The following is a 20,827-nucleotide window of genomic DNA, read 5'->3' as shown; positions in this document are numbered from 1 at the left end:
TGTGCAGGAACGGCCGTAGCGCGCGGCTTCAGGCTGCCGCGCGCCGCTCCGGGTTAGCGCCCGCGGCCGTGCTGCGCTGAGATCGGGCACTCGAACGGATCGCGCGCCGCGATCCCCACCCGGTTCAGGTACTCGATGACGATCGCGTACGAGCGCACCAGCGAGGTCTCGGTGTAGGGGACGTTGTGCGTGGCGCAGAACTCGCGCACGATCTCGCTCGTGCGAGCGAGGTGGGGGCGGGACATGCTCGGGAAGAGGTGGTGCTCCACCTGGTAGTTCAGGCCGCCCATGAGCGTCGTCGCCCACCAGCCGCCGCGGATGTTGCGCGAGGTGCGCACCTGCTTGCTGAAGAAGTCAAGCTTCGCGTCGTGCGCGATCACGGGCATGCCCTTGTGGTTGGGTGCGAACGAGGCGCCCATGTACACGCCGAACACGGCGAACATGACCCCGAGGAACGCGAACGCCTTGCCGAGGGGGAGGAACATGAAGACGGGAACCAGGATCACCACGAAGCGTGCGGCGATGATCGAGAGTTCGGCCCAGCGCCCGCGCACGGGCTCGCGGCTGAACAGGTGCGTGAGGCTGTGCAGGTGCAGGTTGAGGCCCTCAAGCGTGAGGAGGGGGAAGAACAGCCAGCCCTGGCGCTTGGTGAGCAGGCGGCGGAAGCCGCGCGCCTCGGCGGCGTCCTCCTCGAGGAACGAGATCGTGTCGACCTCAATGTCGGGGTCCTTGCCCACGCGGTTCGGGTTCGCGTGGTGGCGCGAGTGCTTCGAGTCCCACCAGGAGTAGCTCATGCCGACGATGCCGGCCAGCACCAGTGCCAGGCGGTCGTTCGCGGGGCCGGTCGCAAGGATCACCCGGTGCGCGGCCTCGTGGGCGAGGAACGCGATCTGCGTGAAGATGATTGCGAGGGCGCCGGCGATGAGCAGCTGGAACCAGCTGTCGCCCAGCAGGATGAAGCCCGTCACCGCGCCGCCGAGCGCGAGCGCGATCCCGAGGCCGACGAGCGCGTAGAACCAGGGCGTGCGCTGCAGGAGGCCGGATTCACGGGCAACCTGCGAGATCTGAATGTATGCCTTTGCCACGGGCGGGAAGTCCGCCGCCCGCGCTCGAGTGGGCCGGAGCGGGCCGAGCCCGCTGAGGGTCGAGGTTTGCGTAGACGTCATTGCGCGGCCACCGTTCAGTTGGACGAGGACGCGTGCGAACTCGACTGCGTTGAAGCCAAAGGCGGGCGCCGATCGCTAGTGCGACTCTAACCGGAAGCACATGTGAAGACGGGCATACGGGCAGCGTTCCTGGCCGTTGCGGGGCGGATGCACAGGCTCAGCGGGATCCCGGGTCGCTGACGTGGCCCGGCGCAGGTGCGGCGAGGCGTCGCGCCGCCTCGACCACGGCCGCGCGACGCGACCGGTGCTCGTCCTCCGTGGGTGGTCCGCACAGCATGCGCGCCACCTGGGGCACCGTTGCCCACCAGCCGGCGAGCGAGAGCACGAGCAGCATGATGTGCTCCGCGGTGAGGTCCCGAGTGATCGCGCCGGCCTCTTGGCCGCGCTTCACCGCGGTCGTCTTGTATCCGTAGTGCTCGCGACGCAGCGCCTCGTCGGGCACCTCGTCCGCGAACGCCAGGCCCTCCCAGCGCATTAGGCGGATCAGCTCCGGCCGCTCGCGGTGGTAGTCGTAGACGAGGCCCGCATAGTCCCCGATGTCCTCGCGCGCGAACGACTCGGCGGGCACGGCCCGTGCCACCTCCGCGAGCTCGTTGCGCAGCACCGCGGCGAAGAGGGAGCGCTTGTCGCCAAAGTAGTTGTAGACGCGCTCCTTGTTGACCCCTGCGGTCTTTGCGATGCGCTCGATTGTGGTGCCGTCCGGCCCGTGCGTCGCGAACTCGGCCGTCGCCGCCAGCAGGATCCTGCGCTTGGTTCCCTCGGTGTCCCACGCCATGTCGACCCTTTCGCTCGTCACGCGCATCTCCAACGCTGGGGTTGCACTTGGCACCCGAGCCTACTAGCCTCAATTCCAACGTTTGCGTTGGAGGTGCAGCATGGTCGCACGGAATGGTGGAGCCGACGGCGGGGTGCACGGATCGCCGCTCTCGGGGCCGCGCGCGGCTCCGGAGTTCCCCGCGGGGCGCGCCGCGGTCGCGATTCTGGTGGGGACCGCGCTCTTCGTCCTGACGCAGTTGTACGCGGCAATCCCGCTGCAGGGGCCCGTCACCGCCGATCTCGGTGGCGACGCCACCCTCGCCCTCTCCACGAGTTTCGGAATCGCCTACGCGGTCGGGTTCCTGATCTGGGGGCCGCTCTCGGACCGGTACGGGCGCAAGCGGATCCTCGTGCTCGCGACCGGGTTGCTCGCCGCGGCGACCCTGCTGTGCGCCGCCGCGACGTCGCTCCCGATGCTCGCGGTGCTGCGGGCCGTGCAGGGGGCCTCGGGTGCGGGCTTCGCCCCCGTCGCGCTGGCGTACCTCAGCGAGGCGGTCGCGCCCGTGCGGCGGGCGGCAGCAATCGGGGCAATGTCGGTGGCGTTCCTCGTGGCGGGAATCTTCGGGCAGGTGACGGCCTCGATCGTGGCGCTCGGCCCGGGCTGGCCGTGGTTCTTCTTCGGCGGCGGGCTGATCCTCGCCCTCGCGTGCGTCCTGATCGCCACGGTGCTCCGGGGCACGCCGCGCGCCGACGAGTCGGGCTCGCTCGCGCGGCAGTTCGTCAGGCTGGGGCGGCTGTTCACGAGCCCGGCAATCGCCGCACTGTGCGCGGCCCACGTCACCCTGCTCCTGTCGTTCGTCGCGCTCTACACCGGCATCGGCCAGCACCTGCAGGGGAGCGGCGTGTCGGAGTCCGGGGTGATCCTGATCCGCCTCGCCGCACTGCCCGCGATGTTCGTGAGTCTCGCGGCGGGCCCGCTCGCCCGCCTGATTGGTGGGCCGCGCGTGGCGCTGCTGGGATTCACCGTCGCGGCCACGGGGATGCTCGGGGTCGCGCTGCTCGCGGGGAGCGTGCCTGGCATGGTCGCCGCGAGTATCGTGTTCGTCGCCGGCATTGCGCTCACCGTGCCGCAGATGATCACGCTGTTCGGGGAGACCGCCGCCCCGCACCGGGGGAGCGGTATGGCGATCAACGGCTTCGTCCTCTTCATCGGGGCGAGCATCGGGCCGCTCGTCGCGGGCGCGGTGCCCGGCCTTCCGGCGCTCGCGGCGGTGCTCGCTGGTGTGCTCGCGCTCGCGGCGATCGCGATCACGGTGTTCGCTGCGGTGCGGAGGCGCGGGCGGGCCTGACCCCGGGGCGAGGCGGGGTGGGGCGGGCGATGTGGTGCGCGCCCGGCAGCGGCGCGCGGCGCAACGGCGTACCCTTGGGGATATGAGTGAGCAGACTGATTCGGCCAAGCGCAAGACGACCGCCTGGATGGTGGGCGGCCTCATTGTTGGCGGCGTCGCTGGGCTCGCGATCGGCCTGGCGATGAACCTCATCGGTCTGGGCCTCGGGCTCGGCCTCGGGGTCGGCGCAATCGTCGGCTTCATCGGCGGCGCCCCCCGCGACTAGGGGCTGTCCCCCCGCGTGTGGTGCGCCGTGGTGCGTGCCGTGCGTCCGTGTCTGTGCCCCGGGCACGCGTGCTCGTGCTCGTGCCCGCACCCGCGTGCTCGTGCCGAGGCACCCGCCCGCCGAGTGGAGCCAAACCACCCCTTCAGGTTCCTGCACGGGGAGTTTTGCCTCCACTCGGCGGCGGGGAGACTGGGTGGACGAGGCTCGGCGGGCAGGGCTCGGCGGGCGAGGCGGGCGGGCGTGGTTTAGTGGGCGCGGCTCGCTGCGCGAGGCTGCCCGCAAAGTCGAGTGGAGCCAAAATCCCCCTTCGCCCCTCGCCGAGGGGGCGTTTCGCTCCACTCGGCGGACGAAGCTCGGCGGGCGGGACTCGGCGGACGAGGCGGGGCCGCACGCGGGCAGGGCTCGGCGGACGAAGCTCGGCGGGCGGGCGGGACTCGGCGGGCGGGGCGGGGCCGCACGCGGGCGGGCGGGAGCGCACTCGCCCAGGACACCACAGGCCCCGGCCTCCCCGTGTTGCGTGGGGAGTCGGGGCCCGTGTTCGAGGTGCCGGATGCGGGACTTGAACCCGCACGTCTTTCGACAACGCATTTTGAGTGCGCCGCGTCTGCCAATTCCGCCAATCCGGCCGGACTACGGAGGTGCCGCGCGTCGGTGCACGGCGCCGCGACAGAGATAACCCTAGCGCAGCTCAGCGCGCGAGATCACCTCGGCGCCCCTCCCTGTGCCCGGATCCGCGCTACCCTCGGCGTGCGTCGCGGCGCCGTGCAGCCCCGTTCCTCCGACGCTCCGAGGGATTCAGGGCATGGGGAGCCTGGATGCCGTAAGCTGGAAAGGTGAATGACCAAAGCACTGCACCGAACGCCCCGCGCCGCGTCGTCGTCGCGGAAGACGAGTCCCTGATCCGCCTCGACATCGTCGAGACGCTGCGCGATAACGGATTTGACGTGGTGGGTGAGGCCGGCGACGGCGAGACCGCCGTCAAGCTTGTCGAGGAGCTCCGCCCGGATCTCGTCGTCATGGACGTGAAGATGCCGCAGCTCGACGGAATCTCCGCGGCTGAGCGCATCAACAAGACCCACCTGGCCCCCGTGGTGCTGCTGACCGCGTTCAGCCAGCGCGAGCTCGTTGAGCGCGCCAGCGAGGCCGGTGCTCTCGCCTACGTGGTCAAGCCCTTCACCCCCGCGGACCTGCTGCCCGCGATCGAGATCGCGCTCTCGCGCTTCCAGCAGATCGTCACCCTGGAGAACGAGGTCGCTGACCTCGCGGAGCGCTTCGAGACCCGCAAGCTCGTCGACCGCGCGAAGGGCATCCTCAACGACAAGATGGGGCTCAGCGAGCCCGAGGCCTTCCGCTGGATCCAGAAGGCGTCGATGGATCGTCGCCTCACCATGCAGGATGTCGCAAAGACCATCATCGATCAGCTCGGGCCCAAGAAGGACTAACGGCAGAGCCTCGTCGAAGACGAACGCCCCGGATCCGAGCGTGCTCGGGCCGGGGCGTTCGTTCGTTCCGGGGTTATCCGGCGATGCGCTTGTAGAAGTTCGTGATGCGCACGGTCGAGCAGCGCTGACCCTGATCATTCGAGATCACGATCTCGTGGACCGCGATCGAGCGGCCGAGCTTGATGGGCGTGCACACGCCGGTGACCAACCCGGTGCGGGCGGATCCGGTGTGCGTCGCGTTGATGTCGAGGCCGACGGCGACGTGCCCCTCGGGTGCCACGAGGTTCGCGTGCATGGATCCGAGCGTTTCGCCGAGCACCACGTATGCGCCGCCGTGCAGCAGATTGATCGGCTGGGTGTTTCCCTCGACCGGCATCGTGGCGACGGCGCGCTCCGCGGTGAACTCGGTGAACTCGATACCCATTCGCTCTGCGAGCGCCCCGCTGCCGCGGCTGCGGATGTAAGCGAGTGCGTCGGCGGGTGCCTGCGAGTCGGTGGTGTCGTGGTCGATCATGGTGTCGAGAGTGGCCTTCCGGATCTGGATCTGGGGAAATGCGCCTCGCCCGCGCGGAAACTCACCGTGTGAACGTCGGTGGCGGCTTGTAGGCTGAGCATGTGTCGAATACGCCTCAGCCTACCCTCATGATCATCGACGGCCACTCGCTGGCCTTCCGGGCCTTTTACGCGCTCCCGGTCGACAGCTTCCAGACGCAGACCGGGCAGCACACCAATGCGATCCACGGGTTCATTGCGATGCTGATCAACCTGCTCAGCAACGAGTCACCCGACTCGCTCGTCGTCGCGTTCGATATCTCGCGGCACTCGTTCCGCACCGAGGAGTACCCGGAGTACAAGGGCACCCGCGGCGAGACCCCGCCGGAGTTCAAGGGACAGATCCCGCTGTTGCAGGAGGCGCTGCACGCCATGGGGATCCGCACTCTTGAGAAAGAGAACTACGAGGCCGACGACATCCTTGCGACGCTCTCGACGCGCGGGGCAGCCGCGGGCTACCGGGTCCTCGTGGTGAGCGGCGACCGCGATACGATCCAGCTCGTCGACGACAACGTGACCCTGCTCTACCCGTCCAAGCAGGGGGTGAGCGAGCTCACCCGCTACGACGCGGAGAAGGTGATGGAGCGCTACGGGGTGCGCCCGGAGCAGTACCCCGAGATCGCGGCCCTCGTGGGCGAGACGAGCGACAACCTGCCCGGCATCCCGCGCGTCGGCGAGAAGACCGCCGTGAAGTGGATCAACCAGTTTGGTTCGCTCGAAGAGATCCTGCGCCGCCAGGACGAGGTGGGTGGCAAGGTGGGCGAGAGCCTGCGCGAGCACGCGCACCTCGCCGAGCGCAACCGCCGCCTCAACCGGCTCGTCCGCGACGTCGAGCTCGACGTGACACTCGACGATCTGAAGCGCGGCGAGGTCGACATGAACGCGGTGCAGGAGGTCTTCCAGCGCCTCGAGTTCCGCACGCTGCTGCAGCGCGTCGGCAAGCTCGCCGGTGCCGAGGTGCCGACGGTCGGCGCGAGCACGGTCACCCCGCTCGCCCCCGAGAAGCCGGTCGCGAAGCTGCTGATCGACGAGGAGCTGGGCGACTGGCTCGCGAAGGCGGATCGCCCCGGCGTGGTGATCCAGCACAGCGACGCCGGCTTTGAGGTGGGGCTCGCGACGCCCGAGTCGTCGGTGCTGTTCACCTGGCAGCCTGGCGGGCGTGACTACGCGCAGTTCGAGGAGTGGCTCGCGTCCGACGCGCCAAAGATCTTCTTCGACGCGAAGCACCAGATCCGGGCGGCCGCCGCAGCCGAGGTGCGCCTCGGCGGGATCGCCGGCGACCTGCTGCTGGCCGCGTGGCTGCTGCGCCCAGCGACCGCCGACAAGACCATTCCGGAGGCGGTGTTCCGATTCCTGGGTGAGCAGGTGCCCGAGGGGGATCCAAACCAGCTCGTCCCCGACGAGGGCAGCGTTGCCGACGCGGCAGCGCTCGCGTGGTACGTGGTGCGCACGCACGCGGCCGCCGTGGAGCGCTTCCCGGATCGCACCGGTGAGATCTACTTCGACATCGAGCTGCCGCTCCTCCCCGTGCTCGCCGACCTCGAGCAGCGCGGCGTCGCGATCGACCTGCCGCTGTTTGAGGCGCACCACGCCGAGCTCACCGAGCGCGTCACGAACCTGGAGCAGGAGGCCTTCGCCGCCATCGGCCACGAGGTAAACCTGTCGTCGCCGAAGCAGCTCCAGGAGGTGCTGTTCGAAGAGCTCGACATGCCCAAGACTCGCAAGACTAAGAGCGGCTACACCACGGACGCCGCGGCGCTTGCGGACCTGCAGCAGAAGTCGCCGCACCCGTTCCTGGGCGCACTGCTTGCGCACCGCGAGGTGAATAAACTGCGGCAGATGGTCGAGACCCTGATCAAGGCGGTACAGCCGGACGGTCGGATCCACACCACTCTCGTGCAGACCGGTGCGAGCACGGGGCGCCTCGCGTCGACGGATCCGAACCTGCAGAATATTCCGGTGCGCTCCGAGGAGGGGCGCCGGATCCGCGAGGGCTTCATCCACTCGGCCGAGTACGAGACGCTGATGACGGCCGACTACTCGCAGATCGAGATGCGGATCATGGCGCACCTGTCGGGCGACGAGGGGCTCATCGAGGCCTTCAACGCTGGTGAGGATCTGCACCGCTTCGTTGGTTCCCGCATCTTCGGGGTGCCGCCCGAGGAAGTTACGAACGAGATGCGGTCGAAGGTGAAGGCGATGTCGTACGGCCTCGCGTACGGCCTGTCGGCTTTCGGGCTCTCAAAGCAGCTCGGGATCGCCGCCGCCGAGGCGAAGCAGCTCATGACCGACTACTTCGAGCGCTTCGGCGGGGTGCGCGACTACCTCCGCTCGGTCGTTGACCAGGCAAAGCGCGACACCTTCACGGAGACGATCTTCGGCCGACGCAGGCCGTTCCCCGATCTCGCGAGCCCCAACCGGATTCTGCGCGAGAACGCGGAACGCGCGGCCTTGAACGCGCCCATCCAGGGCTCGGCCGCGGACATCATTAAGCTCGCGATGATCGGCGTGGAGCGGCGTATGCGCGCCGCCGAGCTGCAGTCGCGCATGCTGCTGCAGATCCACGATGAGCTCATGTTCGAGGTCGCCGCGGGGGAGTGGGATCAGCTTGAGGCGATCGTGCGCGAGGAGATGGCCGGCGCCGCCGACCTCACCGTACCGCTCGAGGTGCAGGTGGGGCGTGGGCCAAACTGGAACGCCGCCGCGCACTAGCGCCGGGCCCCGGTCCGGTGCCCCGTATGCCGGGCACACCGCTGATTGTGGGACTGGCCAGACGGTCGAGTCCGCGGAATCACGCGGAAGTGCCCGGTGTGCGGGCTCGTCGACGCGCACTGGCTGGTGTGATTGAGCAATGACATCTGAAACATCGAAGCGCGACCTCGGCCGGTTCGTGACCGCCCGCCGCCGCGCTGCCGGGCTCACGCAGCGCGAGCTCGCCACCCGGCTGCACGTCACCGAGTCGGCGGTCTCGAAGTGGGAGCGCGGGCTCTCGTACCCCGACATCACCATGGTGCAGGCGCTGTCCGCCGAGCTCGGCGTCAGTGTGCACGAGCTCATTCACGCGAGCGAGGATCACGAGGGTCGCGCTGATCGACGCGACGCGCGTGCGTACCGCGGCTGGCGTGCGGCGATCCTCTGGAGCACCGCGGGGGCCTACGCGCTGGCGCTGCTCACGAGCTTCATCGTCAATCTGTCGGTGTCGCACACGCTCGACTGGTTCTGGGTCGTGCTGCCGGCGGTCACCCTCGCCGCCAGTCTCACCACGCTGCCGCTGCTGCGGATTCCTCGCGCCGGGTGGTGGTCGCTGCTCGGCGCCATCGTCAGTCTCGCGGTGCTCCTCCTTGTCGTCTGGGCGCAGCACGGCGGGGGCACATGGATCTGGATCGCCCTCGCTGGCGTGATCTTTGGTGCACTGCTCGTGTTCACCCCGATCCTGCTCCGCGCCGCGGGGCTGCCCGCCCCGCTGCGCCGACACGTCACGCTCATCACGCTGGTGATCCTCACGGTGGCGCTCGCGCTGCTGCTCGGCGTGATCGCCCTCGCTGTGGGACGCCCGGAGCTTTGGGCTGAGCGTATGCTGCCGCTGGCGGCGATCGGGGCGGCCCCTGTGTGGCTCGGAGCGCTGATCCTCCGGTACGTGCCGGGGCCGATCGCCGCCCGCGGGGCCCTCGTGTCGCTCCTCGCGGGCGCCTCCACGATCCTCCTCGGCTGGGGCGTCGACCGCGTGCTGGGCGACCCGTGGGAGTGGGCGCCGGATCTTGGCGTCTGGACCGAGCACACGGTCGAAGCAAACGTGCTGCTGCTGGTCGTGCTCTGCGCGGTGGGCGTCGCGCTCTGGCTCGGCGTGGCCGCGCTCGTCGGCGCGAAACGCCAGGATTCTGCGCTTGATACTGCGCTTGAAACCGAGGTAGACTGAACTGTCACATTTGTGGCGACTCAACCATGTCCGAACGCGAGACATGCGCTCCCTCTCCCGAGGCGGAGCGACGCGCGTTTGGCCTGATTATCCTGTCCATTCTGGAGACCAATTACATGACGAACGCAACGACCACGAGCAAGCAGGTCGCGGTTAACGATATCGGCTCGGCCGAAGACTTCCTTGCAGCGGTCGAACTGACCATTAAGTCCTTCAACGACGGCGACCTCATCGAGGGCACCGTAGTGAAGATTGACCGCGACGAGGTGCTCCTCGACGTCGGGTTCAAGACCGAGGGTGTCATCCCCTCGCGCGAGCTGTCCATCAAGCACGACGTCGACCCCGACGAGGTCGTCCAGGTCGGTGATTCGGTCGAGGCGCTCGTTCTCCAGAAGGAGGACAAGGAAGGTCGCCTGATCCTGTCCAAGAAGCGCGCTCAGTACGAGCGTGCTTGGGGCGACGTGGAGAAGATCAAGGAGAACGAGGGTGTCGTCACCGGCACCGTCATCGAGGTCGTCAAGGGTGGCCTCATCGTTGACATCGGGCTCCGCGGCTTCCTCCCCGCTTCGCTTATCGAGCTGCGCCGCGTGCGCGACCTTACCCCGTACCTGGGGCAGGAGATCGAGGCGAAGATCCTCGAGCTCGACAAGAACCGCAACAACGTGGTGCTCTCGCGCCGCGCGCTGCTCGAAGAGACGCAGTCCGCGACTCGCTCCTCGTTCCTCGCCGAGCTCAAGCCCGGTCAGGTCCGCAAGGGTGTTATCTCGTCGATCGTCAACTTCGGTGCGTTCGTCGACCTGGGCGGCGTTGACGGCCTCGTGCACGTCTCCGAGCTGTCCTGGAAGCACATCGAGCACGCCTCCGACGTTGTCGAGGTTGGCCAGGAAGTCACCGTCGAGGTGCTCTCCGTCGAGCTCGATCGCGAGCGCGTGTCGCTCTCGCTGAAGGCAACGCAGGAGGATCCCTGGCAGGTCTTCGCACGCACCCACGCGATCGGTCAGATCGCCCCGGGTGTCGTCACGAAGCTCGTCCCCTTCGGCGCGTTCGTTCGCGTCGCGGACGGCATCGAGGGCCTCGTGCACATCTCCGAGCTGTCGGGTCAGCACGTTGAGCTTGCTGAGCAGGTCGTTTCGGCCGGCCAGGAAGTCTTCGTCAAGATCATCGACATCGATCTGGATCGCCGCCGCATCTCGCTCAGCCTCAAGCAGGCGAACGACGGCGTTGACCCCGAGGGCACCGAGTTCGATCCCGCGCTCTACGGGATGACCACGGAGTACGACGAGAACGGCGAGTACAAGTACCCCGAGGGCTTCGATCCCGAGACTCAGGAGTGGAAGGAAGGCTTCGAGTCGCAGCGCGAGAAGTGGGAGCTGGAGTACGCAGCTGCCCAGGAGCGTTGGGAAGCACACAAGAAGCAGGTCGCTGCATCGCTCACCGAGGTCATCGCACCGGTGGCCGCGGCAGAGGCCAGCGGCTCGAGCTTCTCGAGCGACTCGGCTTCGGCCGGTGCGCTCGCTGACGACGCGGCACTCGCCGCGCTGAAGGCACAGCTCGAGGGCAACTAACCCTCACGATCGAAGGCCCGGCATCTCCTCGGAGGTGCCGGGCCTTCGGCGTTCCCGGGGCGCCGCGGTGCCCTGGGCGCGGCGTCGCCCGGCCGTGGCTGGCTTGTCGCCCCGATCCCGCAGATCCGACCCCTTGCGCCGGATCCGACCCGCTTGAGCGGGGGTCGACGCGCGAACAGCGGGTCGGTTGTGGGGGACCGGGTCGGATCTGTGCCGGGCGGGCGCGGTGGCCGGGCGACGCGGTGGCCGGGCGGGCGCCTGCGCCCGCTGCGCCGTCAGCTACGCGGCCTGCGCCCGCTGCGCCGCCCGCTCGCGCACGGCCCGGCGGAGCCGCCGGACGAGCAGCACGATCACCAGCACGAGCAGCGCCAGGGCGAGCAGCGGCACCACCACGGCGAGCAGGGTGAGGACCACCGCGCCGAGGTCCTCGAAGAAGCTCGCGATTGCGGCTCCCGCGCCGGCGGTCAGCGTGTTGAGGATCGGCCGAGCCACTGCTTTGAGGACGTGGGGGATCAGTGCGATGCCCACCCCGAGTAGAAACGGCCAGAGCTGCGCTGAGGTGATGAACGCAGCCGGATCGGCGACGGCCACCGTATCGCTGGCCGCGCCGGCCGCGAACACCATCCCGCCCGACGCCGGGCGTACCACCGTCTGCAGCACGTCGTTGATCGTGTCGAGTGCCGGAACCTTGTCCACGAGCACCTCCACGGCGAGCAGCACGCCGAGGATGCCGAGCGCCCACCCGTTCTCAAGCCACAGCCACCCCTCGGGCAGCTGCACCACGCCGGTGAACCGGGACAGCAGCCCGAGCCCGAGCAGCGGGATGTAGGCGTTCAGGCCGGCGGACGCCGCGAGCGTCGCCCCGGTGACGAGTTCGAGCATCGGGTACCTCGCTCTGCGACTTGATCGGTGGGCGTCCCGCTACGCTAGCACCATGAAGGTGATCGGGCTCACCGGGGGGATCGCCTCCGGAAAATCGACAATTGGACGCCGCCTCGAGGCGCTCGGAGCCGTGCGGATCGACGCGGATCAGCTTGCCCGAGACGCGGTCGCCCCGGGGTCACCCGGGCTCGCGCGCGTGGTGTCGCGCTTCGGCTCCGAGCGTGTGCTCAACGCACGCGGAGAGCTCGATCGCGCGGCACTCGGCGCAATCGTGTTCGCTGACCCGGACGCGCTGCGCGACCTCAACGAGATTGTGCACCCGGAGGTGAAGCGGCTCTACGAGGCGGCCCTGGCGGCCGCCCGCGCCGCGGACAGCGAGGCGATCGTGGTGTACGAGATCCCGTTGCTCGTCGAGGCGGCACGCGAGCTTGAGTTTGACCTCGTGGTGGTCGCGGACGCTCCGGCCGAGTCGCGCGTCGCGCGCATGGTCGAGCTGCGCGGCATGGGGGAGGCGGACGCGCGGCGTCGGATCGCCAATCAGGCCAGCGACGCCGATCGCAGAGCGGCCGCCGACGTGCTGATCGACACCTCGGGGAGCGAAGCGCACACGGTCGCGCAGGTTGATGCCCTCTGGGAGCGGCTCAGCGGGAGCTAGCCGCCGTGGCCGCCGTGTCGGACGCGCCCGCGGAGCCCGCCGGCGCGCTGCCAGCGGGCACCGCGGGCAGTGCGGCCTGCGGTGCGAGTGCGGCTGGCTCGGCGGCGCTCAGCCGAGCTAGGACGCGCGCGAGAACTCGGCGAGCCAGTCGAGCTGCAACTGCGCGAGGAACGCGATCACGAGGAAGCTGACGAGCACACACACCCACGCCCAGGACGAGAGCTGCTCGAAGAGTCGCCGCGTGCCCGCTCCCACCGGGATGTCTCCGACCGCGTATGGGCGGAACGCACTGAACCACCAGAGCGGGATCGTGACCGACCACACCACCATGCACCAGGGGCAGAGCGTGCCGAGCGAGTACACGCTCTGCGAGAAGAGCCAAAACACGAAGACCACCCCGCCCAGCAGGCCGAGCTGGTAGACCCGCCAGAACCATGGGGCGAAGCGCGCCCCTGCGAGCAGCGCGACCCCGACGAAGATCGGGGCCATGAACGCGGCAACGCCGAGAATGGTGTTGCTGAAGCCGAACAGCGAGCCCTGCCACGAGCCCATGTTGGGGCCACAGGTGACGAGAATGCTGACCGCGCAGTTGGGCACGTAGCCGGGCTGCTGCAGGGTCTTGATGTACTCCGTGAGGAGTTCAAACGAGGCGAACCACCCGATCACACCGGCCACGATCGTGAAGATCGCGAAACCGACGGGCCGCTTCGTGACTGAGATATCAGAGCTCATGCTGCCGATCCTACTGCGCGCGGCTGCGTGAATCCGTGTTGGTGAGTGGCGATTGAGTAGTGCGTCATATTCGGTGATCCAGACTGGCGCGCTTCTGCGTATTTTCAGTCGATCGTGACATAATGAAGTGCGGTGTACGGCACCCCCAACGGGACCTACACGCACAGTCTTATGGCAGCCCCCCGGCTGTCACCGGTCCAAGAGCGACCGAGCGCGGGTGGTTGGCACCCGCGGAGAACAGGATTCGCGGGAATCCCCGCAAGAAGAATTGCCGGAGCGAGCAAGACTTTCTCCGGGCATAAGGAGACACCAGGAATGGTGAAGCAGACCACATCAGAACAGTTCGAAGATCCGCAGCGCGCTGCGGACGCAGCCCCCGAGGAGGTCGGGGCGGCGATCGTTCCGGCACCGCAGGCGGACGACGCAGCCCAGGCACCAGGATCAGCGCAGCCGGAAGCCTCGGAGCAGCCCGAGGTCTCGGTGCAGCCGGAAGCCTCGGAGCAGCCCGAGGTCTCGGAGCAGCCCGAGGTCCCGGAGCCGTCAGTCGATGCCACGCAGCCGGAGGCCCCTTCCGCGGCCGAGGGCGCCGAGGCTCCGAGTGACGCGGCAGCACCGACCCGCCCGCAGCTTGTGCTTCCGCTCGCGGACATGACGCCGCAGGAGCGTTTCCGCGCGACCACGCGCCTCATCTTCCTCGCGCCCGATGTGCCGCCCGTGCCGCCGCGCCCGCGGCGCAGCGAGCTGCGCCCGAGTGAGCTGCGCCAGCTCGACGACATCCTTGATCAGCACGTCCACACCGACGCAGAGCCCGAGGAACGGGAGCCGCGCTCCGATGCGCGCCGCAACCGCCGCCGCACGGGTGGCAGCGACCACCACGTGGAAGACGAGGCACCTCGCCGTCAGCCGCGCCAGGCACCGCTCATCACCGAACCGCAGAAGGTGAAGGGGTCGACCCGTCTCGAGGCGAAGAAGCAGCGCCGTCGCGACGGTCGCGACGCCGGCCGCCGCCGCGTGGTGATCACCGAGTCCGAGTTCCTCGCGCGCCGCGAGGCGGTCGACCGCGAGATGATCGTGCGCACGACCGCGGATCGCGTGCAGATCGGCGTGCTCGAGGACAAGGTGCTCGTGGAGCACTACGTTGCGCGCTCCAGCGAAAGCTCGCTGATCGGCAACGTGTACCTCGGTCGCGTACAGAACGTGCTCCCGAGCATGGAGGCCGCCTTCGTCGACATCGGGCGGGGCCGCAACGCCGTGCTCTACTCGGGCGAGGTCGACTGGTCCGAGTTCGAGGGCGGCAACACGGCCCGCAAGATTGAGAACGCGCTGAAGCCGGGCGACCAGATCCTCGTGCAGGTCACCAAGGATCCGGTAGGCCACAAGGGCGCACGTCTCACCAGCCAGATTTCGCTCCCCGGCCGCTTCCTCGTCTACGTCCCGGGCGGGGCGATGAACGGGATCTCGCGCAAGCTTCCCGATACCGAGCGCGCGCGCCTGAAGAAGATCCTCAAGGAGGTGCTCCCCACCGGTGCCGGTGTGATTGTGCGCACCGCTGCGGAGGGCGCCAGCGAGGATCAGCTCACGCACGACGTGCAGCGCCTCACCCGCCAGTGGGAGTCGATCCAGAAGCGCGTTGCGAAGGGCGGCGGCCCCGTGCTGCTGCACTCCGAGCCGGACATGCTCATCAAGATCATCCGCGACGTCTTCAACGAGGACTTCCAGCGGCTCCTGATCTCGGGCGAGGACACCTACACCGTCATCGAGAACTACCTCGACCAGGTGGCGCCAGACCTGCTGCAGCGCGTTGAGCGCCACACGGGCGAGCGCGACGTCTTCGACGAGTACCGGGTCACGGAGCAGATCGCGAAGGCGCTTGACCGCAAGGTGTGGCTGCCCTCGGGCGGCTCGCTCGTGATTGACCGCACCGAGGCAATGACCGTGGTCGACGTCAACACGGGCAAGTTCGTCGGTTCCGGCGGCAACCTCGAGGAGACGGTCACGAAGAACAACCTCGAAGCTGCCGAGGAGATCGTGCGCCAGCTGCGGCTTCGCGACATCGGCGGCATCATCGTGGTCGACTTCATCGACATGGTGCTCGAGTCGAACCGCGACCTGGTACTCCGCCGCATGGTTGAGTGCCTCAGCCGCGATCGGACCAAGCACCAGGTCGCCGAGGTGACCTCGCTCGGGCTCGTGCAGATGACGCGTAAGAAGCTCGGGCTCGGGCTGCTCGAATCGTTCAGCGAGCCGTGCGAGGTGTGCGCTGGTCGCGGTGTCATCGTGCACCACGAGCCGGTGTCCAAGCACCGCAGCGAGGCTCCCGCGCGCAGCTCGAAGCGTGGCGGTCGCGGCGGTCAGCAGCAGCACCAGCAGACCCCGCAGCCCGAGGTGAAGGCCCCGGCGCAGGGACAGACTCACGCGATTTCGGACGGCGCGAAGAATATGCTCGCGCAGGTCGCGGCCTCGACGATCCCCGGCAGCAAGCCGGAGGACGAGGCGGCGCCGCGGGATGACGCTCCGCAGCAGCGCCACTCGCACGCGTCCGCTCAGGGGTCACAGCGCGGGCAGCGCGCGACCGGGCGGGTGTCGGGCCGCACGCCGCGGAACGCCGAGGCGGATCAGGCCCCCGCAGCGGGCGCCGCATTCACAGCTTCCACGCCGCCGGCCACGCCGGCAGCGGGGGATAACCTGCTCGACTCGGTGCTGAACGCGCTGCCGGATGCGCCGAGCGCGGGCACCGGACGTGCCCGGAATCGGCGCGTCACCACGGCTCCGCAGCGTGCCGGGAGCGACGAGCGTCCCACCGAGGCCCAGGCGGCGCAGCTCGCGCTCGCCGAAGCCCTCGAGGCGACGGTGCGTCGAAAAGAGACCGAACAGGAGTGACACGCGGGTGCACCTATTTGACCATCACAGGTGCATCAAGATAATATGGAGCGTTGGTGCTGCTCCGGCGGCGACACCTCAGACTTCGAAGTCGGCACGGCCGCGCTTCGACACGAAAGACAATCCTCAAGAAAAGGGTGACAAGTGGTTTACGCAGTAGTGCGCACAAGCGGCCGTCAGGAGAAGGTAGAGGTCGGCTCGATCATTACCGTCAATCGCGTTGCAGGTGACGCAAAGGGCAAGCTCGAGCTTCCCGCCGTCCTGCTCGTTGATGGCGAGAAGGTCACGACCGATGCCGCGGCGCTCGCCAAGGTGAAGGTTACCGCCGAGGTCCTCGACGACTTCCGTGGCCCGAAGATCATCATCCAGCGGTACAAGAACAAGACCGGTTACAAGAGCCGCCAGGGGCACCGTCAGGATCTGACGCGCCTCAAGGTCACCGGCATCAAGTAACGCTTAGATACGATTCAAGGAGTAGAGACTCATGGCACATAAGAAGGGCGCCAGCTCCACCCGCAACGGTCGCGACTCGAACGCTCAGCGCCTCGGCGTGAAGCGCTTCGGTGGCCAGCAGGTCAACGCAGGCGAAATCATCGTGCGTCAGCGCGGAACCCACTTCCACCCCGGCGTCAACGTCGGACGCGGCAAGGACGACACGCTGTTCGCCCTCTCGGCCGGCGAGGTTGAGTTCGGCGCGAAGGGCGGCCGCAAGGTCGTCAACATCGTTTCCGCGGCCTAACAACAGGCTGTTCAACGGCGAGGCGGGCTTCGGCTCGCCTTTTGCCGTATCTACCGAAGGATTTTCTCAGCATGGTGACATTCGTTGACCAGGTGCAGGTGCACCTCCAGGCCGGACGAGGCGGGAACGGCTGCGTGTCTACCCGGCGTGAGAAGTTCAAGCCGCTCGCGGGCCCAGACGGTGGTGCGGGCGGCAACGGTGGCGACATCGTGATCCTCGCCGACCCGCAGGTGACCACCCTGCTCGAGTTCCACCGCCGCCCCCACCTCACCGCTGAAAATGGTGGCTACGGTGCCGGCGGGTACCGGGCCGGCACCAACGGGGAAGAGCTCATTCTCTCCGTGCCCGTGGGTACCGTGGTGAAGGACTCGGCGGGGGAGACCCTCATCGACCTGAACGAGCCGGGGCTGCGCTACATCGCGGCAAAGGGCGGTATCGGTGGGCTCGGCAACAACGCGCTCGCGAGCGCCAAGCGCGTGGCCCCCGGCTTCGCGCTGCTCGGTACCGAGGGCTGGGCGGGCTCGCTCACCCTTGAGCTCAAGACGATCGCCGACGTCGCGTTCGTTGGCTACCCGTCCGCCGGGAAGTCGAGCTTGATCGCGGCAATGAGCGCGGCGAAGCCGAAGATCGCGGACTACCCCTTCACCACGCTCCACCCCAACCTGGGAGTGGTACAGGCGGGGGAGTCGCGCTTCACGGTCGCCGACGTACCCGGACTCATCGAGGGTGCGAGCGAGGGCAAGGGGCTCGGTCTCGACTTCCTCCGCCACGTCGAGCGCTGCAGCGCGCTGCTGCACGTGCTCGACTGCGCCACGCTTGAGCCGGATCGCGATCCGCTTTCGGACCTCGAGGTGATCAAGGCGGAGCTCGGGGCGTACCCGGTGCCCGAGGGGCAGACTCCGCTGCTCGAGCGGCCCCAGTTCGTTGCGCTGAACAAGATCGACGTTCCCGAGGCCCGCGAGCTCGCTGAGTTTGTGCGCCCGGAACTCGAAGCACTCGGCTACCGCGTGTTCCTGATCTCGACCGTGTCCCACGAGGGGCTCCGCGAGCTGGGCTACGCGCTCGGCGAGCTGGTTGAAGAGACCCGCGCCAAGCAGCTGGCCGAGGCTCCCGAGCAGCCGCGCATCGTGCTGAAGCCGCGCGCGGTGAACGATGGCGGCTTCCGCATCGTCACCGAGGGCGGCACGTACGGCACGATCTATCGGATCCTGGGCGATAAGCCCGAGCGCTGGGTAGCGCAGACCGACTTCACGAACGACGAGGCGGTGGGCTACCTCGCCGACCGGCTGCAGAAGCTCCGGATCGACGACGCGCTGGTGAAGGCCGGCGCGGTCGCTGGCTCCGCCGTGGTGATCGGCCCGGGCTCCGGCGTGGTGTTCGACTGGGAGCCGACGCTCACGAGCGCCGCTGAAGTGCAGATGGGTGCACGCGGCACCGACGCCCGCTTCGAGGGCGCGCCCCGGCGCACCAACAAGGAGCGCCGCGACGATTACCACGGCATGATGGACGCGAAGGCGGAAGCCCGCGCTGAGCTTGAGCGCGAGCGCGAGTCAGGAATGTGGAGCGAAGAGTCGTGAGCGTCGGGGAAGAGCTGCTCGCCGCGCGCCGCGTGGTGGTGAAGGTCGGTTCCTCCTCGGTGAGCGGCGACAACGCCGCTCAGATCCCGACCCTGGTGTCTTCGCTTGCCCGGCTGCACGGGGCCGGGGCCGAGGTGATCCTCGTCTCCAGTGGTGCGATCGCGACGGGTGTCCCGTTCCTCAAGATTGACGAGCGGCCGGACGACCTCGCCACCCAGCAGGCTGCGGCTGCCGTGGGGCAGAACATCCTCGTGAACCGGTACCAGCGCTCACTGAGCAGCCACGACATCGTGGCCGGTCAGGTGCTCTTGACCGCGCACGATATGGAGAATCCCACGCACCGCGGCAACGCACGGCGCGCAATTGAGCGCCTTCTGCAGCTCGGGATCCTGCCGATTATCAATGAGAATGACACCGTCGCCACGCACGAGATCCGCTTTGGCGACAACGATCGCCTCGCGGCGCTCGTGGCCCGGCTCGTTGAAGCCGACCGCCTCGTGCTGCTCTCCGACGTAGACGCGCTCTACACCGCGCCGCCGACCGTCGTGGGGGCCGAGCGAATCCCGCACGTGCCGTACGGCGACGAGCTCGCGGGAATTGAGATCGGTGCCGCCCAGTCGGGCTGGGGCACCGGCGGTGCAGCGACGAAGGTGCAGGCTGCCCGGCTCGCCGCGGATGCCGGCGCCCATGTGCTCCTCACCGAGACTCGTCTGTTCCCCGCGGTGCTCGACGGTGCCGCGCACGGCACCCGCTTTGACGGGCGCCCCGAGACGGCTGACCAGGAGTAGTCTCGACCAGGATCGGTCATGCCATATGCTGGGCGCATGTCCAACGCCGATCTGTTCATTAACAAGCTTGAGCGCGCCCGCGTGGCCGCCAAGACCCTCGCTACTGTCACGACCGCGCAGAAGAACGCGGCCCTCGAGGCGATCGCGGTCGCGCTCGAGAACAGCGTGCCAGAGATCGTCGCTGAGAACGCGAAGGATCTTGCCGCGGGCGAGGCGAACGGGATCGGTGACGGCCTGCTCGATCGCCTGCGTCTCGACGATGCCCGGCTGCGCGGTCTCGCCGCGGCAGTGCGAGACGTGATCGCACTGCCCGACCCGATCGGCGAGGTCTTGCGCGGCTCAACGCTCGCGAACGGGATCCGGATCAACCAGGTGCGCGTCCCCTTCGGCGTGGTGGGGGCGATCTACGAGGCGCGGCCGAACGTCACCATCGACATCGCCGCCCTCGCGCTGAAGAGCGGGAACGGTGCGGTGCTTCGCGGTGGCAGCGCCGCCGAGAACAGCAACCGCGCGCTGGTCGCGCTGATCCAGCGGGCCCTCACGAGCGTGGGGCTCGCGGGTGACGCGGTGCAGACGATCGACGAGTTCGGCCGCGAGGGCGCCGGTCGCCTCATGCGTGCCCGAGGCTATGTGGACGTGCTGATCCCGCGGGGGAGCGCCGGCCTCATCTCGACCGTGGTGCAGGAGTCAACCGTTCCCGTCATCGAGACCGGATCTGGCATCGTGCACGTCTACGTTGATGCGACCGCCGATGCGGACATGGCCGCCGCGATCGTCACCAACGCCAAAACCCACCGTCCGAGTGTGTGTAACGCAGCGGAGACCCTGCTCGTGCACCGCGATGCCGCCGAGCGGATGCTGCCGCGACTCGCCCGAGAACTGCTCGGCGCGGGGGTGACGGTGTTCGGCGACGAGGCCACGCGCGCGCAGGTCCCGGAGGTCGCCGCCGCCGACGACGAGACCTGGGCGACCGAGCACCTCGCGCTCGAGATGGGCGTGCGGATCGTCGACTCGATCGACGAGGCGATCGCGCACATCGAGCGCTACTCGACCCACCACACCGAGTCGATCGTGACGCAGGACTACGCGAACGCCGAGCGTTTCCTCGCCGAGGTGGACTCCGCGGTGGTGATGGTCAACGCGTCAACCCGCTTCACCGACGGCGGGGAGTTCGGCTTCGGTGCCGAGGTAGGGATCTCCACGCAGAAGCTGCACGCACGCGGACCCATGGGCCTCTCCGAGCTCACCAGCACGAAGTGGCTGGTGCGTGGCGGCGGGCAGATCCGCTAACCGAACGCGGTACACTGGGAAGCAGTATCCAATCCGTTTCGAATGCAGGGGTTTTCATGTCACTTCTCGCCACGATCGCCGTCGCCTCTGAAGAGGGCGCCCACATCGTCAACGAGCTGCCCTTCCCGGCCCCGGTTTTCGGTGTCATCACGTTCGTCGCGTTCACGGCGCTCGCGATCGTGACGTTCTCGTTCCGCGACGTTGCCAACCGCCACGCACACAAGGCCGAGGCCTACGCGCGCGAGCACGGCGCTGACCAGCACTAATACGGAC

At 68.5% G+C, this 20,827-nt stretch carries 19 protein-coding genes and 1 tRNA gene; 14 read left to right on the top strand and 6 right to left on the bottom strand.

Annotated features, from left to right (window positions below):
* Nucleotides 1-53 precede the first annotated feature (53 nt).
* A complete protein-coding gene (locus EV139_RS14360; protein ID WP_130455279.1) occupies nt 54-1,166 on the bottom strand; it encodes a fatty acid desaturase family protein in 1,113 nt (370 codons plus the stop codon).
* A gap of 157 nt (nt 1,167-1,323) precedes the next feature.
* Complete coding sequence (locus EV139_RS14355; RefSeq protein WP_241989065.1) at nt 1,324-1,962, bottom strand: TetR/AcrR family transcriptional regulator; 639 nt, start codon at nt 1,960-1,962, stop codon at nt 1,324-1,326.
* Between the two features lie 79 nt (nt 1,963-2,041).
* Between EV139_RS14355 and EV139_RS14350 the strand changes: the two genes are divergently transcribed.
* A complete protein-coding gene (locus EV139_RS14350) occupies nt 2,042-3,271 on the top strand; it encodes an MFS transporter (RefSeq protein ID WP_130455277.1) in 1,230 nt (409 codons plus the stop codon).
* Nucleotides 3,272-3,353: 82 nt separating this feature from the next.
* A complete protein-coding gene (locus EV139_RS14345) occupies nt 3,354-3,536 on the top strand; it encodes a hypothetical protein (protein ID WP_130455275.1) in 183 nt (60 codons plus the stop codon).
* A 544-nt stretch (nt 3,537-4,080) separates the two neighbouring features.
* On the opposite strand, the gene EV139_RS14340 is transcribed toward EV139_RS14345, so the two are convergent.
* Nucleotides 4,081-4,162 (bottom strand) — tRNA-Leu (locus EV139_RS14340).
* Nucleotides 4,163-4,369: 207 nt separating this feature from the next.
* Here EV139_RS14340 and EV139_RS14335 point away from each other — a divergent pair.
* Complete coding sequence (locus EV139_RS14335; protein WP_130455273.1) at nt 4,370-4,978, top strand: ANTAR domain-containing response regulator; 609 nt, start codon at nt 4,370-4,372, stop codon at nt 4,976-4,978.
* A 73-nt stretch (nt 4,979-5,051) separates the two neighbouring features.
* Here the strand turns inward: EV139_RS14335 and EV139_RS14330 are convergent, their stop codons facing one another.
* Entirely contained in the window at nt 5,052-5,492 is a 441-nt protein-coding gene (locus tag EV139_RS14330; protein ID WP_130455271.1) for a hotdog fold thioesterase, read from the bottom strand.
* 128 nt (nt 5,493-5,620) lie between these two features.
* On the opposite strand from EV139_RS14330, the gene polA reads away from it, so the two are divergent.
* From polA to rpsA, 3 genes are all read left to right on the top strand, one after another.
* Nucleotides 5,621-8,242 (top strand): DNA polymerase I, encoded by a 2,622-nt coding sequence (polA, locus tag EV139_RS14325; RefSeq protein WP_198677593.1) that lies wholly within the window; start codon nt 5,621-5,623, stop codon nt 8,240-8,242.
* 139 nt (nt 8,243-8,381) lie between these two features.
* Nucleotides 8,382-9,446 carry a helix-turn-helix domain-containing protein gene (locus EV139_RS16015; RefSeq protein WP_198677589.1) on the top strand — a complete coding sequence of 355 codons (1,065 nt, stop codon included), beginning with the start codon at nt 8,382-8,384 and terminating at the stop codon, nt 9,444-9,446.
* A gap of 116 nt (nt 9,447-9,562) precedes the next feature.
* Nucleotides 9,563-11,011, top strand: coding sequence for a 30S ribosomal protein S1 (rpsA, locus tag EV139_RS14315; RefSeq protein ID WP_130455267.1), 1,449 nt, complete (start codon nt 9,563-9,565; stop codon nt 11,009-11,011).
* A 279-nt stretch (nt 11,012-11,290) separates the two neighbouring features.
* On the opposite strand, the gene EV139_RS14310 is transcribed toward rpsA, so the two are convergent.
* Nucleotides 11,291-11,893 (bottom strand): DUF4126 domain-containing protein, encoded by a 603-nt coding sequence (locus EV139_RS14310; RefSeq protein ID WP_130455265.1) that lies wholly within the window; start codon nt 11,891-11,893, stop codon nt 11,291-11,293.
* Between the two features lie 52 nt (nt 11,894-11,945).
* On the opposite strand from EV139_RS14310, the gene coaE reads away from it, so the two are divergent.
* Entirely contained in the window at nt 11,946-12,548 is a 603-nt protein-coding gene (coaE, locus tag EV139_RS14305; protein ID WP_130455263.1) for a dephospho-CoA kinase, read from the top strand.
* Nucleotides 12,549-12,665: 117 nt separating this feature from the next.
* Here coaE and EV139_RS14300 read toward each other — a convergent pair whose 3' ends face one another.
* A complete protein-coding gene (locus EV139_RS14300; protein WP_130455261.1) occupies nt 12,666-13,280 on the bottom strand; it encodes a vitamin K epoxide reductase family protein in 615 nt (204 codons plus the stop codon).
* Between the two features lie 315 nt (nt 13,281-13,595).
* Between EV139_RS14300 and EV139_RS14295 the strand changes: the two genes are divergently transcribed.
* The 7 genes from EV139_RS14295 (at nt 13,596) to EV139_RS14265 (ending at nt 20,820) form a co-directional block, all read left to right on the top strand.
* The gene (locus EV139_RS14295; RefSeq protein WP_130455259.1) at nt 13,596-16,160 is read left to right on the top strand and encodes an Rne/Rng family ribonuclease; all 2,565 of its coding nucleotides are present in this window, start codon (nt 13,596-13,598) and stop codon (nt 16,158-16,160) included.
* A 144-nt stretch (nt 16,161-16,304) separates the two neighbouring features.
* Complete coding sequence (gene rplU, locus EV139_RS14290) at nt 16,305-16,613, top strand: 50S ribosomal protein L21 (RefSeq protein WP_130455257.1); 309 nt, start codon at nt 16,305-16,307, stop codon at nt 16,611-16,613.
* 31 nt (nt 16,614-16,644) lie between these two features.
* Complete coding sequence (gene rpmA / locus EV139_RS14285) at nt 16,645-16,899, top strand: 50S ribosomal protein L27 (protein ID WP_130455255.1); 255 nt, start codon at nt 16,645-16,647, stop codon at nt 16,897-16,899.
* A 71-nt stretch (nt 16,900-16,970) separates the two neighbouring features.
* The gene (gene obgE / locus EV139_RS14280; protein WP_130455253.1) at nt 16,971-18,476 is read left to right on the top strand and encodes a GTPase ObgE; all 1,506 of its coding nucleotides are present in this window, start codon (nt 16,971-16,973) and stop codon (nt 18,474-18,476) included.
* Nucleotides 18,473-19,264, top strand: coding sequence for a glutamate 5-kinase (proB, locus tag EV139_RS14275; RefSeq protein WP_130455251.1), 792 nt, complete (start codon nt 18,473-18,475; stop codon nt 19,262-19,264). Before obgE ends, proB begins: the two co-directional genes overlap by 4 nt.
* Before the next feature lie 36 nt (nt 19,265-19,300).
* Nucleotides 19,301-20,554, top strand: coding sequence for a glutamate-5-semialdehyde dehydrogenase (locus tag EV139_RS14270; protein ID WP_130455249.1), 1,254 nt, complete (start codon nt 19,301-19,303; stop codon nt 20,552-20,554).
* 56 nt (nt 20,555-20,610) lie between these two features.
* Nucleotides 20,611-20,820 (top strand): hypothetical protein, encoded by a 210-nt coding sequence (locus EV139_RS14265; protein WP_130455247.1) that lies wholly within the window; start codon nt 20,611-20,613, stop codon nt 20,818-20,820.
* Nucleotides 20,821-20,827 lie beyond the last annotated feature (7 nt).

Origin of the sequence: Leucobacter luti, from assembly GCF_004217175.1 — a bacterium.
GTDB lineage: Bacteria > Actinomycetota > Actinomycetes > Actinomycetales > Microbacteriaceae > Leucobacter > Leucobacter luti.
This window is presented reverse-complemented; position numbering and strand designations above follow the sequence as displayed.

Bases quoted from the DNA above. Each gene is read 5' to 3' on its own strand.
- EV139_RS14360 (WP_130455279.1), bottom strand. From the start codon at position 1,166: ATGACGTCTACGCAAACCTCGACCCTCAGCGGGCTCGGCCCGCTCCGG.
- EV139_RS14350 (WP_130455277.1), top strand. From the start codon at position 2,042: ATGGTCGCACGGAATGGTGGAGCCGACGGCGGGGTGCACGGATCGCCG.
- EV139_RS14345 (WP_130455275.1), top strand. From the start codon at position 3,354: ATGAGTGAGCAGACTGATTCGGCCAAGCGCAAGACGACCGCCTGGATG.
- EV139_RS14330 (WP_130455271.1), bottom strand. From the start codon at position 5,492: ATGATCGACCACGACACCACCGACTCGCAGGCACCCGCCGACGCACTC.
- polA (WP_198677593.1), top strand. From the start codon at position 5,621: ATGATCATCGACGGCCACTCGCTGGCCTTCCGGGCCTTTTACGCGCTC.
- EV139_RS16015 (WP_198677589.1), top strand. From the start codon at position 8,382: ATGACATCTGAAACATCGAAGCGCGACCTCGGCCGGTTCGTGACCGCC.
- rpsA (WP_130455267.1), top strand. From the start codon at position 9,563: ATGACGAACGCAACGACCACGAGCAAGCAGGTCGCGGTTAACGATATC.
- EV139_RS14310 (WP_130455265.1), bottom strand. From the start codon at position 11,893: ATGCTCGAACTCGTCACCGGGGCGACGCTCGCGGCGTCCGCCGGCCTG.
- coaE (WP_130455263.1), top strand. From the start codon at position 11,946: ATGAAGGTGATCGGGCTCACCGGGGGGATCGCCTCCGGAAAATCGACA.
- EV139_RS14300 (WP_130455261.1), bottom strand. From the start codon at position 13,280: ATGAGCTCTGATATCTCAGTCACGAAGCGGCCCGTCGGTTTCGCGATC.
- EV139_RS14295 (WP_130455259.1), top strand. From the start codon at position 13,596: ATGGTGAAGCAGACCACATCAGAACAGTTCGAAGATCCGCAGCGCGCT.
- rpmA (WP_130455255.1), top strand. From the start codon at position 16,645: ATGGCACATAAGAAGGGCGCCAGCTCCACCCGCAACGGTCGCGACTCG.
- obgE (WP_130455253.1), top strand. From the start codon at position 16,971: ATGGTGACATTCGTTGACCAGGTGCAGGTGCACCTCCAGGCCGGACGA.
- EV139_RS14270 (WP_130455249.1), top strand. From the start codon at position 19,301: ATGTCCAACGCCGATCTGTTCATTAACAAGCTTGAGCGCGCCCGCGTG.
- EV139_RS14265 (WP_130455247.1), top strand. From the start codon at position 20,611: ATGTCACTTCTCGCCACGATCGCCGTCGCCTCTGAAGAGGGCGCCCAC.